Consider the following 13,319-nt stretch of genomic DNA (forward strand, 5'->3'; position numbering starts at 1 on the left):
CCGAGAACAGTAAGACCGGCGGCTACGTCAATCCCCTGCCCTACACCGCCGGCCCCCATTGGCCCCCCGACGGCGGCCCAGCACCCTCGCGCGCGGTGGCGGGGCCGCCGTCGGGTAGCAAATGGAGGGGGTTTCGGCGTTGGGGCCCTGGCCGGGATGGGCTAGAATAGACGGCTGTGTGCGCGAACGCGTCCACCAGCGATGAAGAAGCAGAGAGGAGGCCGGTCATGCCGAAGGACACAGGCAAGAAAGTCATTGCGAGGAACCGCAAGGCACGCCACGACTATCACATCGAAGACACGTGGGAGGCCGGTCTCGTGCTCACCGGCACCGAGGTGAAGTCGCTGCGCGAAGGCCGGGCCTCGCTCACCGACGGATTCGCGCTGATCTTCCAGAACGAGGCATGGCTCGAGGGCGTCTACATCCCCGAATACATGCAGGGGACCTGGACGAATCACACCGCGCGCCGGCGTCGCAAGCTACTCCTCCACCGCGAGGAGATCCTCAAGATCTCGCAGAAGGTCAAGGAATCCGGCCGAACCCTGGTGCCGCTCGAACTCTACTTCGACGGATCTCGGGTCAAGGTCGAAATCGCTCTGGCCAAGGGTAAGCGCGAATGGGACAAGCGCCAGGCGCTGCGCGAAGCGCAGGACAAGCGCGAGGCCGAGCGCGCGATGAAGTCCAAGCAGTTCCTCTGAGCGCACCGAGGCGGTCGTGTCGTCGGCCGCACCCGGACGGATGCGGGTTCGATTCCCGCCATCTCCCCGCCGTCGCCGAGGCGGTCGTGACGGTGGCCGTGGCCGTGCGGAATACGATTGGCTCGGCCGGTGTTGAGCGAGTATGCTGGTGTTCCTGTCCAGCCGAGAAACCCGCCTCCGCGGGCGCCAGAGCGAGGGCAGGATTGGTAACAGAATATGGGGATGATCGGTTTCGACGTTGGACACTTCGTCGGGAGAAGCGGGCCGAGAATGCAGAGTCATCTCGTTAATGTCCTCTGCAAAACAATAGGTGCTAAGTCTAACAACCGCACCGATTTCGCCCTCGCTGCCTGATAGAGCGCGAGCTGCGAATCCGTCAGCCTAGAGTTGCCTCTGCTCTAGATCCTGGCGTCGCTTAAGGGGCCACTGCTTCAGGCACATGTTGGGGGTGCCTGAGGGACTCTTACTCAACTCCGTTCGTTGGCTTACGTGTTCGTGCGATAGCCAGAACCTAAGACACTAGTTCACGAACTGCGCCCGGAGAAGTCCTGACAATCTGCCGACGGACGCGGGTTCGATTCCCGCCATCTCCACTGTGAAGTGCCCTGGATTCCTTGCGGATCCGGGGCTTTTCTGTACCCATCCGGCCGGACGGCCGATATCGATCAGCCGATCGGCTGAGGTCCGCGGGGTTGTGAACCGGAAAGATCGTCATTGTCACGATCTGAAACATCCGGAAGGAATCCCTATGAAGAAGGCGCTCATCGCCCTCGCTGTCGTCTGTTCGCTCCTCGCTGTGATCATCAGCGGCCTCCTGATCGGGGAGCAGAAGGCGAAATCCGACCTCGAGGGTCAGGTCGGCGAGTTCCTCGACGAATGCGGCGTCACAGCCACATCGATCGACGTCCACGGTCGACCGTATCTTCTCTATGCGGCGAAAGGGGACGCTGACCTCACCTACGCCGACCTCGACCCGGTCGACGGCACGAACAAGGACCAGCTGCTCATCCATCGCCTCTCACATGGGACGGCCGATCGGCTCACCCGATTCATCACGTTCGACTACCCATCCGCCGGGGCCACACCGGTGCTCAACGATGACGGATCCTACTCCGAATTCGCCACGATCAAAGGCAAGAAGGTGACGTTCTCCGCGCAGGCTGATGACACGAAGCTGCAGGTCTTCGCGGACGGTCGCCCTGCCGGTGAGCTCAAGCTGCCTCAGTCGGCTGAGGTCAAGGGAGTATCGGCTCAGGAAGTCGGCATCGGCGTCGAGATCGAATATTCCTCGTCCAGCTGCCGCTGATCACCGATCACCGCGTCAATACCGACTGCCCCACCTGCCGCCGAGTACCCCGGCAACACCGAATGCCCACGGCGTCCCCGACTAGACTGAGACCCAATGAGACGAATCATCGCTTGGCTGTGGCTGGTCCCGGTGCCGCTGACGTTCGTGTTCGAGCTGTTCGTGAACTCGGACCCGATGCTGACCATCGGAAACGTCCTCGCCGTCGGCGCGAGCCTGCCCATCCTGATACGGGTGCAACGGGCGAATTGCGGTGTTTCGACGTTGTGGATCGCCGTCCTCGGACTCGTGATCGGTCTCGTCTTCGCCGCCTGGGCCCAGACGATGAGTCTGACCGTGATGTGGCTGAGTCTGGTCGCCATGACGATGTTCACCCGACTTGCCACGAGTTGGGTGAGTGTCGCGCTCATCGTCCTGCTCGCTGCCGGCAACGCCGTCGTTCCATCGCTCATGCCCGACGGGCTGATCTTCAGTCTTGCGGCGATCATCGTCATCGTGGTGGCCATCTCGATCGGTCTGATGCTGCGCTTCGCAGACCGTTCCCTCACCGAGCGGCAGGCCACCGCCGCCGAGGCGGAACGCCGTCGCATCGCCACCGAACTGCACGACCTCATCGCCCATGAGGTGACCGGAATCGTGGTCCTCGCCCAGGCCGCCGGCCGCAGCGACAATGCGGCGCTGACCTCGACCGCCCTGCACAGGATCGAAGAGTCCGGGGCCCGAGCCCTGACCGAGATCCGCCGCCTGGTCTCTGACACCCGGGCGGAAACCGGGACGCGCGCTCCGGTCGCCTCCGGGCCGCAGTCGCTGCGGGACCGGGTCACCGCCTACGGCGATCAAGCAAGCATCGATATCGCCGACGGTCTCGACAACCGCACTGGATCGAACCATCAGGTCGGACCGAAGTCTTCGGGGGAGACCAGTGGTGGAGCCACTCCGACCACCCCGGGTTCGGCCTTGGGGCTCGACGAGCGCGTCTGGCCGGTCCTCGACCGGGTCCTCGTCGAATCACTGACAAACGTCCGCCGCCATGCCGGCTCCGACGCCACGGTCGCCGTCCGCCTCGACCGCGACGAATCGCATCCGGAGACACTGGTGATGACGGTGACGAACGGCCCGGGCACCGGAGGGGTCGGAGCCGGAAGCGGTACGGGACTGAGCAGTCTGCGGACCCGGGTGAGCCACCTCGGCGGAACCGTCGAGGCCGGACCCGAACCCGACGGCGGCTGGAGCGTACGCACCCGCCTGCCCGGGGCAGCGGGAACATCAGCGCAAGCATCGGCCCAGCCGACGGCCCAGCCGACGGCCAAGCCGCCGGCCCAGCCGACGGCCGAACCATCGGCCCCGCCGACGGCACCATCTTTCGAACAGCCGGAGGAACCCCGATGATCACAGTCGCCGTCGTCGATGACCAGGAGATGGTGCGGATGGGGTTCTCCCTCATCCTCGACGCCGAGGACGGCATCTCCGTGATCGGCCAGGCCGCCGACGGCGTCGAGGCGATCGAACTCGCGAGGAGGGACACACCGGATGTCATCCTCCTCGACATCCGCATGCCCCGCCTCGATGGGCTCGCCGCCCTGCCGCGACTGACCGAGCATTCGAAGGTCATCATGGTCACGACCTTCGACGACGATGACTACGTCGACGCGGCACTCGCAGGCGGTGCGAGCGGCTTCCTGCTCAAGGACGCCGGCGCCGACCTCCTCATCGCCGGAGTCAGGGCCGCAGCCAACGGCGATGCGCTCATCTCGCCCTCGCTCACCCTCGATCTGCTCAGCCGTCGGGCCGCGACACAGAGCACGGACACGCGCGCGGTCGACCGGCTGAGTGAGAGGGAACGTGAGGTCGCGAGGCTCGTCGCCATCGGGCGGACGAATCAAGAGATCTGCGAGACCCTCTTCATCTCGCTCGGCACCGTGAAGACTCACCTCGGGAGCATCCAGACTCGACTCGAAGCCCGCAACCGCGTCGAGATCGCCGCAGCGATGTGGGAATCCGGCGTGATGAATCGGCCGTGACCAATCGGCCGAACGGCTGACCCTGTCCGGACCGAATCGGCCACCGAGCCGATGTCCCGAGTGCTCGCGGCGACGAGGATGGATGCCATGAAAACAACACCGCAAACCATCGACAGCCCACCTCGCCGCCGTTCCAGGATCGTCGCCCTCGACGTGGTCCGCGGCTTCGCCCTCTGCGGGATCCTCCTGGTCAACCTGCCGCCCATGTTCGACCTCGGGGTCGACGGTCAGGCGATGGACTTCTATCGGGTCTACGAGGACGTCGTCCAGAATCGCTTCTTCCCGATCTTCTCCTTCCTCTTCGGCATCGGCTTCGGCCTGATGTGGCTGAGCGCGACTGAGCGCAGCCCGCGCCCCCGGCTGGCCCTGCTCCGCCGCTTCGCGTTCCTCGCGGTCATCGGCGGCCTCCACCAGCTCCTCCAGCCCGGCGAGGCGCTCCTGCCCTACGCGGTCGTGGGCATCGTCGTCCTCCTGCCCACGACATGGATTCCGAAACGCTGGCTGACCATCTCCACCGGCATCCTCGGTGCAATCCTGCTGGTCGCCGCGATCATGACCGGGGGAGGGATCACGACCATTCCCGGTCTCTTCCTCCTCGGCCTGGCCACCGGCTGCAGCGGGCTCATCCGCCGCGCCCTCGACCACCCCGGACGACTGGCCCTGCTCGGATCGGTCACCGCGGTGATCAGTGTGGCTGGATTCCTCGTCACCGACTACGAGGCACGGCAGATCAACCAGTGGATCAACGCCGGCCTGGGCATCACGATGGCCTTCACCTACGTCGTCATCGTCGTCCTGCTCCTGCGCACCCCCGCCGAGGTGGTCCTGCGTCCCGTGCTCTCCCCGCTGGGGCGAATGGCGCTGAGCAACTACGTCGGAGCGACGCTCCTCATCGTTGCGGTCCGTGCGGCGACCCCTGATCTCAGCCGGTTCGATTCCCATGGCGGTTACCTCGCCGGCCTCATCATCTCGATCGGGATCCTCACCCTGCAGGTCATCGTCTCGGCGCTGTGGCTGCGGTTCTTCGGGCAGGGTCCGTTGGAGAAGCTGTGGCGCTACGTCACCTGGGGTCCGAACCGCGAGTCCGTCGCCGCCTGAGCTAGAGGTTCTGCCTGAAGCCGTCAGCTCTCCCGGCACACCAAGTGGGTACAGATTGCACATTTTCGAGTCGGAAATGGCAATCTGTACCCACTTGGTGTGCCGCGGCGTCCGTAGGACGGTGAAGTCCGGGGGACTCAAGACGAGCTGAATCGGACTCTTCACGAGTTCACGCGGATGACCTCTTCCTGGTACGGAGCAATGATCGCCCCCGAGATCCGCAGGTCGAGGAGGAGGAACTTCCGGTCCTCGACAGGAGTCACCGTCCACTCCTCGACGACGTCCAGATCGGCCAGCGATCGCACCTCGACTCCATGACCGCCGGCCGCGGTGGCCAAGGCGGCGAAATCGATCTCGTCGATGAGCATCGGCGACTTCTCGAGCCCCTTGAGTCCGTAGAGGTTGACCTCGGCCCCGTAGGCGGCGTCGTTGAAGACGACGGCGATGCCGCGCCCTCCTGCAGAGCGGATTGCAGTGTCGAGATCGGACAGGGCCATGGCACCGCCGCCGTCACCGGTGGTGAGCACGATGGTCGATTCCTGATTGGCTCGGGCCGCCCCGGCCACGCTGTGCCAGCCCAGTCCGATCGACTGGAAGGCCGTGCCGACCATCGCCAGACGATCGGGGGCGCTGGGCTCCCAGAACATGTTCGCCCACGCGATGAAGTGTCCGCCGTCGGAGACGACGACTCGATCGTCGGGCAGGAGCTCACCGAGGCGGGCGGAAGCGGTCCGCGGATCCAGACGCCCATCCTCGGCGAATTCCCTGCCCACCTCGTAGGCGCGGTCGGCCGTCGTGTCCACGGTCTCGCGCCACCCGCTGGATTGAGCCCCGTCTCTGTGCAGCCGGGTGACCAACTCCGAGGCGGCCAGTTTCGCGTCGGCGCGAACGAAACCGCCGACTCGGGCGTTCGTCGCACGATCATCGGTATCGATCTGCCACACCTGCGTCGAGGGATCGAAGAGCTCACCGAAACGCATCGTGAACTGATTGAGTGAAGCGCCGAAGACCACAGCCACATCCGCCTCACGAATGCGCTCCATCGCCCCCGGGGCTCCGAATCCGCCGGTCACGCCGAGGTCGAACTCGACATCGGGGAACACGTTGCGACCCAGCGCGGTCGTCGCGGTCAGGGCGCCCGTGGCCTCGGCAAGGGCACCGAGCTCGGCCTCCGCACCGGCCAGCCAGGCACCGCGCCCAGCCAGGAGCACGGGTCGCTTCGCCTCGGCGAGCTCAGCCGCCAGCCGGTCGAGAGAGACCCTTGCAAAGTCGGTCGCCGGGGCCAGGGGAACAGGGCGCCCGGGGCCCGGCACCTCGGGGATGTCGCCGATGTCGAGGGTCGCGACGTCGTAGGGGATCGCCAGCACAACGGGCACGCGGTAGGTCAGGGCATGTTCGACGGCGGTGACGGTCGCGGCGGCCGCGTCGACCCGGCCCACGGTGTAAGTGCGCACACCCACTGTCGAGGCCATGGCGATCTGGTCGACGTCCCAGGGGCGGGGGCCTGACGTGGGCTCATCACCGACGACGAGGACGAGTGGCACCTTCGCCTGTGCCGCCTCGGCGAGAGCGGTGAGCGTATTCGTGAAGCCGGCGCCGTACGTCGTGGTGGCCGCGGCGATCCGCCCGGAGGTGCGGAAGTGCGCATCGGCCGCGACGACGGCTCCCGCTTCGTGCCGAACGGCGGTGTAGTTCGCCGAGGTCGAGGTGAGCAGGGCATCGAGGAAATAGGCGTTGCCGTTGCCCATGAGACCGAAGACCTCATCGATGTGGCGGGCAAGAGTGTGGGCGACGTGTGCGGAGGTGTGAGCCATGGGAGACCTTTCGCGAATGAGATATGGAAATGAGGGATCCATATATGTCTCACACGCTGGTTCGGTCTCCTGCGACCCGTTCGGCCCTTGCGACCTCTTCGGCTGCTGTGACCAAATCGGGCGCCGACCCGGCGGCTTCGTGCTCCTTTTTCGAGCACCGGCTGATGTGCGCTCGCCCTACTCGCCGGCTTCCGGCGTCGCTGAGAGCAGCTCAGCCTGACTCTTCGAATATAGGTGACTGTGGCGCTCGTCTCCAAGTCGCGCGGGACCCCAGCGCGCAGATCCGCCCCCATCAGAACTACCCGACGGCGGCCCAGCAACTTCGCGCAAGGTTGTTGGGCCGCCGTCAGGTAGTAATCAGCGGCTCAGGCGCTCTTTCCACGCGGCCATGATCTCCGGTGAAGTCGGCTTCGATGCGAGGGATCCCACGAGGTAGCCGATGAGCGAGGCGATCAGACCGAGGTAGATCGCCTCGTTCGAGTAGATGCCCATCGTGATCATGACGACCACGGTGGTCACAGCGCCGAGGATCATGCCGGCCATGACGCCGACGATGGTTCCCCGCTTGAACACGAGACCGCCGAGGATCGGGATGAAGAGGCCGGCGACCAGCAGGTTGTAAGCGACCGTGAGCGCTTCGACGACGCTGGGCATGATCATCGCGAGCACCAGAGTGACGACGCCGAGGCCGATGAGGTAGATCCGCGAATCGCGGATCTCGTCCCCGGTCTCGCGGACGAGGGACTTCACCAGCGTCGATTTCGCCCCGGCTGCGCTCGCCGAGGCGGCCCCACCCGTTCCGTCGACCGATCCCGCACCGCCGGTCGGGTCCGACCCGTCGCCCGCCGAGGCTGCCTCACCCGCACCGTCGGCCGAGACCTCAGGCGCGGAGTCCCTGCGGGCGAGGATCGGTTCGACGATGTCCTGCCGGCACACGGTCGAGGCGGCCATGAGGGAACCGGAGGCCGTCGACATCATCGCGGCCAGTGCCGCGGCGAGGACGAGGCCGGCCAGCACCGGCGACATCGAGGCGCCGACGACGGCGACGAACACATCATCGGGAACCTCGATTCCGGGCACGATCTTCGTCGCAGCCATGCCGATGAGCGCACCCGCGACCGCGTAGAGCAGGCAGTACACGCCGGCGGAGAATCCGCCCCACCGGGCGACACCGGGTGAGCGGGCGGTGAACACGCGCTGCCAGATGTCCTGCCCGATGAGCAGGCCGAGGGTGTAGATGAGAATGTAGCCGAGCACCGCCTGCCAGCCGATGCCCACCGGTGAGGTCTGCTCGGCCGGCAGCGAGGCGAACAGATCGCCCAGTCCGCCGGACCTGCTCAGCACGATCGGGAGCATGATGAGGAAGATGCCGATCGTCTGGATGAGGAACTGGACGAAGTCGGTCAGAGTGATCGACCACATTCCTCCGAGCATCGAGTAGAGGATGACGATGCCGCCGCCGATGAGCACCGACCAGAACTTGTTGAGATCGAACAGGGCGTGGAAGATCGTGGCGTAGGCGACCGTCGAGGTCGTCGAGATCATCAGCCCATAGGCGGTCATGATCGCGCCCGAGACGAACCGCGAACCCTTCCCGTAGCGGAGTTCGAGCATCTGCGAGACCGTGTAGATCTCGAGCTTCTGGATCTTCGGGGCGAAGAACAGCGACAGGGCGATGATGCCCAGGCCGATCGCGAACACCAGCCACATGCCCGACAGTCCCGCAGTGTAGCCGAGGCCGACCCCGCCGATCGTCGAGGCCCCGCCGAGGACGACGGCCGACATCGTCCCCGTGTACAGCCAGCCGCCGAGGCGTCGGCCGGCGACGAGGAAGTCGTCCTGGTTCTTCGCCTTGAATCTTCCCCAGATTCCGAATCCCACCATGGCGGCGAGATAGATGATGACAACGAGTGAGTCCACTGCGACTCCTTCTTTCGGCTCGGCTCGATAGCCGATGCTTGGTTCGACTCGGTGATCGACCCGCGGCACGAGCGCCGCGGGTCGGTTCGGATCAGTCTCCGACGGTGATGTGAATGACGGTGGGTACGGTGCGATCGAGCGCCTCGGCGACGGTCGACGGCAGGTCGGAATCGATGTCGGATTCGGCGATCGTCACCCCGGCCCCGCCCATGGAGCGGCCGAGGGAGGCGAAATCGGGGCGCGCCAGCCGGACCGCGAAGGGCTCCATGTCCCGCTCGACCATCTGACCTTCGATCTCCGCGTAGCCGCCGTTGTCGACGACGACGAAGGGAATGCCCAGCCCCAGCTCCGTGGCCGTCATGATCTCCTGGACGGAGAACATGGCCGCTCCGTCGCCGACGATGCACGCGACGGGACGAGTCGGATCGGCGACCTTCGCTCCGAGTGCGGCGGGAATGCCGTAGCCCAGGGTTGCGAAGCCGGGCATGTAGAGCAGCTGGTCGGGGGTCCGTGCGGACAGAGCGTGCACGGTCCCGTCGTAGGTCACCTGCGAGGAGTCACCGGCGATGACGACATCCGGTCCTGCACCGTCCTCGACGAGCCGGGTGACGCGGGATCCGATCGATGAGAAGTCGAAATCGGCGTCGCGGTTCGCCCGGATCTCTTGGACCCGTGTGGCCCCGGATCCCTTCGCCGAGGCGGCCGTGCCGTTGGTCTCGGGCGACTCCGATCCGAATCCACCCGCCGAGGCGGCGGTGCCCGAGTCATCCGTCGCCGTTCCGTCGTCGAGCACGTCCATGAGCGCGGTGAGGAATTCCGCGGTGTCCGCGCAGGCGAGGATGTCCCCGGGCAGGTTCTTGTTCAGCTGATCAGGGTCGATGTCGCAGCGGATGACAGTCTGTGCAACGGACCGATCGCGGACGCCGATCGCACTCTGGGCGCCGATGACCCCGCCCCACAGGTCGGAGTCGGCCAGTTCCGAGCCGAGGACGATGAGCACATCCGCTGCAGCGGACTCGGCCTGGACAGACGGGAAGCGGACGTTCGAACCGAGCGAGAGCGGGTGGTCCTCGGGCAGAATGCCCTTCCCGTTGGCCGTCGTCGCCACGGGAGCATCGAGTGCCTCGACGAAGCGGGCCACCTCGTGCTGCGCGCGACGAGCTCCCCCGCCGACGATGACGAGCGGACGCCGGGCGGACCGGACCGCCTCGGCGGCGCGGGTGACGACATGATCGTCGAGGGCGGGACGACGACCGGAGAACGGGGCCGGGACGCTGCCGTTCCAGGCTCCCTCGAGCACATCGAGGGGGACCTCGATGTGCACGGGTCCGGGGCGGGCGGAGTCGAACATCGCGAACGCCTCGGCGACGGCCTGGGCGGCACCCTCGGCGGTGCGGGTGCGCTGGGAGGACACGAGCAGCCGGCCCACCGCGCCGGAGGAGTCCTTCGTCTCGTGGAGCATGCCGACGTCGGCGCGTTCGAGTCCGGTGGGAACGCCGGGGGAGAGGATGAGCATCGGACGCGACTCCGCATACGCGGTCGCGGCGGCGGTGAGGACGTTCGTCAGTCCCGGACCCGAGGTCGTGATGACGACCCCGGGCTTGCCGGAGACAAGGAAGTATCCGTCGGCGCCGTAGCCGGCTCCCTGCTCGTGCCGCGGTGTCACCGCGCGGATCCCGTACTCCGGCAGGTGCCGGTAGAACTCGAGGTTGTGGGTGCCGGGGATGCCGAAGATCGTGTCGACGCCGTGCGCGGCGAGGGCGGCCACGACAGCCAGCCCGCCGTTGCGGAATTCCTCGTTCGTCATCTCAGACTCCGAGGGCTTCGCCGGAGGGGCCGGTCGGTTCGGTGGCGCCGTTGGCCTCGGCGGCCCACAGGGAGAGCATCTCGTAGCCGACGTGGGCGGCGGCCAGGCCCGTGATCTCGGCGTGGTCGTAGGCCGGGGCGACCTCGACGATTTCGGCGCCGACGACATTGAGGCCCTGCAGGCCGCGGATCGAATTGAGCAGCTCCCGGCTGGTCATGCCGCCGGCCTCGGGGGTGCCGGTGCCGGGTGCGGCGGCCGGGTCGAGGACATCGATGTCGACCGAGACGTAGACGGGGGCGTCGCCGAGGCGGGCACGCATGCGGGCGACGACGTCGGCCACCGAGGTGAACTGGTATTCGTCGCTGCGGATGATCTGGAAGCCGAGCACACCGTCGTCCTCGAGGTCCTTCTTGCCGTAGAGGGGTCCGCGGATGCCGACGTGCATGCAGGATTCGAGGTCGAGCAGACCCTCCTCGCTGGCGCGGCGGAACGGGGTGCCGTGCGTGTACGGGGCGCCGAAGTACGTGTCCCAGGTGTCGAGGTGCGCGTCGAAGTGGAGGACGGCGATCTTCCCATGCGTCTTGTGCAGGGACCGCAGGTTCGGCAGGGCCAGGGTGTGGTCCCCGCCGAGGGTGAGCAGCTTGGCGCCGTCGGCACGCAGGGCATCGGCGTTGGCTTCGACGGTGGTGATGGCCTCTTCGATGTCGAAGGGGTTGACCCCGAGGTCACCGCAGTCGGCGACCTGCTGCCAGGTGAACGGGTGGACGTTCGTGGCTTGGTTGTAGGGGCGCAGCAGCTTCGAGGACTGGCGGATGTGGGCGGGGCCGAAGCGTGCTCCGGGGCGGTAGCTGACGCCGGCGTCGAAGGGGATGCCGATGACCTTGACGTCGATCTTCTTACCCGGACGTTCGGCCTCGACTTCGTCGATGCGGGGCAGCAGTCCGAAGGTCGGGGGTCCTGCGTAGCGGGGTGTCTTGCTGTAGTCGGCTGGGCCGAGTGGTTGAGACGACATCGGCTGTCTCCTTCGTTCTCGCGAGTTCATTCTGGCGGGCGAACCGACCCAGGCAGGTCGGCGTCCCTCTTCGTGTTACCGCCCCAGGGGGTCGGCGGCGCTCGGCCGGTGTGCCATCAGCCTAGGACGTGGCGCAGGCAACACCGATATCCGTCATGGATGAAATGGGCAGAGAAGTGTCCGGAATGGATAGCATGGGTGCATGGTCAGCCTCGAACAGCTGTGGTCGCGCAGCGAACTCGCCCTCGACGTCCTCGTCGACTCGCCCACAGCCGCCGAGCAGGAGGTGACGATCGTCCACTCCTCGGAGCTGCCGGAGGTCGACGAGTGGCTCGCCGGCGGAGAGGTGCTCCTGACCATCGGGGTCGGGCAGGACCTCGGGGCGGAGACGGTCAAGGACTATGTCCGCCGCCTCAAGGCAGTCGGCGTCCATGCGCTCGGCATCGGGCTGGGCTCCGACCTGCCGTGGCAGCAGGTGCCGCCGATCCTCATCGCCGAGGCCGAAACGGTCGGTCTCCCGCTCTTCGGGGTGCCCGAACCGGTGCCGTTCGTCGCCGTCGTCGATGCCTTCACCCGCATGCGCGAGGCCGAGACGAATCGTGAGCTGACCAGGGCGAGCAGCGCCGCAAGGCGCTTCGCCGCCGCACTGGCGCAGTCGGGACCGGCAGCCCTGGTGGCGGATCTGGCCGAGACGCTCGGCACCCGGGTGCGCTTCGTCTCGCCCACAGGGCGGGCCCTGACCGGGGAGGATGCCGATCCTGATGTGCGTAAGGTGCTCGTCGAGGAGTGCCTGAAACCTTCGCTCGCTCCTCGGCTGATCCGCACCGGGGAGCACATCGTGGAGGCCGTTCCGCTCGGCAGCGAGCGTCCGCTGGGGTGGATCCTCACCCCCGCCGAGGCGGCCGGATCTCCGAAGACGCGTGCCCTGCTCCTGTCGACCGCGGCCTCACTGCTGGCGATGACGCTGTCGGATCGGCCTGCCCGGACCGGGCGATCACCCCTGTTCACGACGGCGATGACCACCGAGGAGGCACGCGCCGAGTGGGCGCGGGCGACGGGGCTGGCACCGGTGGCGACGATCGGGATGCGCATCTTCGGCGGGGTGCGCGGGGATACGGCGGAGAACCTCATCGCCGATATCGTCGGTGAAGCGCTGCTCACCCGCGCCGGGTCGATCCTGGGCGTCGCCGGCTCCACCGAACGCGGTCTCGACGACCTCGTGCTCAGGGCCGCCGAGGCGACGGGGCTGGAGGCGCTGACGGAGAAGAGAGTGGCGCCTGCTCGGATCCACCACGCGTGGACGCTGTGGCGGACCCAACACGAATCAGCGGCATCCGAGGTCAGAGCTCTGCTGTCCTCGGTCGATGAGGATGCTGCCACCCGCTTCGTCGACGGTGTCCTCGGCGAACTCATCCGCGCCGGGGGAGGCCAGGAGCTGTTGGAGACGCTGCGGGTCTACATCGCCGCCTCGGGAGCCAGGGAGCAGGTGGCCGTGGAACTCGGCATCCACCGTCACACGGTGCGTGCGAGGCTGAAGAAGATCGAGTCGCTGCTCGGCCGGGATCTCACTCGGGCCGGCGACGTCCAGGCCGTGGCGATGGCCCTCGAACTCGCTGAACTCTGATGACGGCCGTGCACTCCCG

Annotated in this window: 10 protein-coding genes and 1 other RNA gene; 7 read left to right on the forward strand and 4 right to left on the reverse strand. The window is 66.9% G+C overall.

All coding sequences use genetic code 11. The features are described from left to right. The first annotated feature begins 227 nt into the window (after positions 1-227). The 6 genes from smpB (at position 228) to HK401_RS17335 (ending at position 5,123) form a co-directional block, all read left to right on the forward strand. Positions 228-698, forward strand: coding sequence for an SsrA-binding protein SmpB (smpB, locus tag HK401_RS17310; RefSeq protein WP_166973083.1), 471 nt, complete (start codon positions 228-230; stop codon positions 696-698). 218 nt (positions 699-916) lie between these two features. Continuing rightward, positions 917-1,294: a transfer-messenger RNA gene (gene ssrA / locus HK401_RS17315) on the forward strand. Positions 1,295-1,446: 152 nt separating this feature from the next. Next, positions 1,447-2,004 (forward strand): hypothetical protein, encoded by a 558-nt coding sequence (locus HK401_RS17320; RefSeq protein ID WP_181275905.1) that lies wholly within the window; start codon positions 1,447-1,449, stop codon positions 2,002-2,004. 96 nt (positions 2,005-2,100) lie between these two features. Next, positions 2,101-3,393 carry a histidine kinase gene (locus HK401_RS17325; protein ID WP_181275906.1) on the forward strand — a complete coding sequence of 431 codons (1,293 nt, stop codon included), beginning with the start codon at positions 2,101-2,103 and terminating at the stop codon, positions 3,391-3,393. Then, positions 3,390-4,025 (forward strand): response regulator, encoded by a 636-nt coding sequence (locus tag HK401_RS17330; RefSeq protein WP_181275907.1) that lies wholly within the window; start codon positions 3,390-3,392, stop codon positions 4,023-4,025. Before HK401_RS17325 ends, HK401_RS17330 begins: the two co-directional genes overlap by 4 nt. 87 nt (positions 4,026-4,112) lie before the next feature. Then, complete coding sequence (locus HK401_RS17335; RefSeq protein WP_258234309.1) at positions 4,113-5,123, forward strand: DUF418 domain-containing protein; 1,011 nt, start codon at positions 4,113-4,115, stop codon at positions 5,121-5,123. A gap of 161 nt (positions 5,124-5,284) precedes the next feature. Here the strand turns inward: HK401_RS17335 and HK401_RS17340 are convergent, their stop codons facing one another. From HK401_RS17340 to speB, 4 genes are all read right to left on the reverse strand, one after another. Beyond that, positions 5,285-6,937: a thiamine pyrophosphate-binding protein gene (locus HK401_RS17340; protein ID WP_181275909.1), complete on the reverse strand. Its 1,653-nt coding sequence runs from the start codon at positions 6,935-6,937 to the stop codon at positions 5,285-5,287. Between the two features lie 357 nt (positions 6,938-7,294). Next, positions 7,295-8,857, reverse strand: coding sequence for a sodium:solute symporter family protein (locus tag HK401_RS17345; protein ID WP_181275910.1), 1,563 nt, complete (start codon positions 8,855-8,857; stop codon positions 7,295-7,297). Positions 8,858-8,948: 91 nt separating this feature from the next. Next, positions 8,949-10,664 (reverse strand): thiamine pyrophosphate-binding protein, encoded by a 1,716-nt coding sequence (locus HK401_RS17350; protein WP_181275911.1) that lies wholly within the window; start codon positions 10,662-10,664, stop codon positions 8,949-8,951. A 1-nt stretch (position 10,665) separates the two neighbouring features. Then, positions 10,666-11,676 carry an agmatinase gene (gene speB, locus HK401_RS17355; RefSeq protein WP_181275912.1) on the reverse strand — a complete coding sequence of 337 codons (1,011 nt, stop codon included), beginning with the start codon at positions 11,674-11,676 and terminating at the stop codon, positions 10,666-10,668. A gap of 202 nt (positions 11,677-11,878) precedes the next feature. On the opposite strand from speB, the gene HK401_RS17360 reads away from it, so the two are divergent. Beyond that, the gene (locus HK401_RS17360) at positions 11,879-13,300 is read left to right on the forward strand and encodes a PucR family transcriptional regulator (protein ID WP_181275913.1); all 1,422 of its coding nucleotides are present in this window, start codon (positions 11,879-11,881) and stop codon (positions 13,298-13,300) included. Positions 13,301-13,319: the final 19 nt, after the last annotated feature.

This window comes from Brevibacterium oceani (assembly GCF_013623835.1).
In the GTDB taxonomy this organism is placed as follows: Bacteria; Actinomycetota; Actinomycetes; order Actinomycetales; family Brevibacteriaceae; genus Brevibacterium; species Brevibacterium oceani.